Origin of the sequence: Halorubrum sp. SP3 (assembly GCF_005435195.1) — an archaeon.
In the GTDB taxonomy this organism is placed as follows: domain Archaea; phylum Halobacteriota; class Halobacteria; order Halobacteriales; family Haloferacaceae; genus Halorubrum; species Halorubrum sodomense.
Genome location: NZ_SGTU01000318.1, coordinates 1 through 503, shown reverse-complemented (window position 1 = coordinate 503; position 503 = coordinate 1). Strand labels below are relative to the sequence as shown.

Below are 503 nucleotides of genomic sequence, written 5' to 3'. Positions count from 1 at the left end.
CTTCTCGAACGCCTCCAACATCGACGGGGCCCGTTCGGGGTAGCCCATCTCCTGTTGCCAGTCGCTTCTGATGCGACGGTTGTGGCAGCCGAAGAACGGCCCGACGTTCGATTCGATCTCCTCGACGTCGGAGTCGTCCCAGTTGTCGTCCCAGGCCTGGATCAGGTTGGGGTCGATGAGGAACGCGTCTGGGTCGTGTTCGTAGAGTACCTCCTTGGGGATCCCGCCGTCCTGCCACAGCGGTGGCCAGTCGTTGTCGTAGTCGATGTCGAGCCGGTCGTAGAAGAGCGTGGGCGCGCTCAGTCGGTTCGTCTGGAGTTTGTCCGCCTGACCGAGCGAGACCACCATGTCGGCCCACCCCATGTTGTACGTCGTGACCGCCTCCGGGACCGACTCGAACTCCACCTCGCCGACGGGGAACATCTCGACCGAGTACGAGCCGTCCTCGGCCGTGTCCGCCGACCCGTCGTCGGTCGAGGACCCCGTCTCGTTCGTCGAGCCCG

1 pseudogene is annotated in these 503 nt (G+C 64.8%); it reads right to left on the bottom strand.

Annotated features, from left to right (window positions below):
* Positions 1 to 503: pseudogene (locus tag EXE42_RS18945) on the bottom strand (Fe3+-hydroxamate ABC transporter substrate-binding protein); the annotation flags it as partial.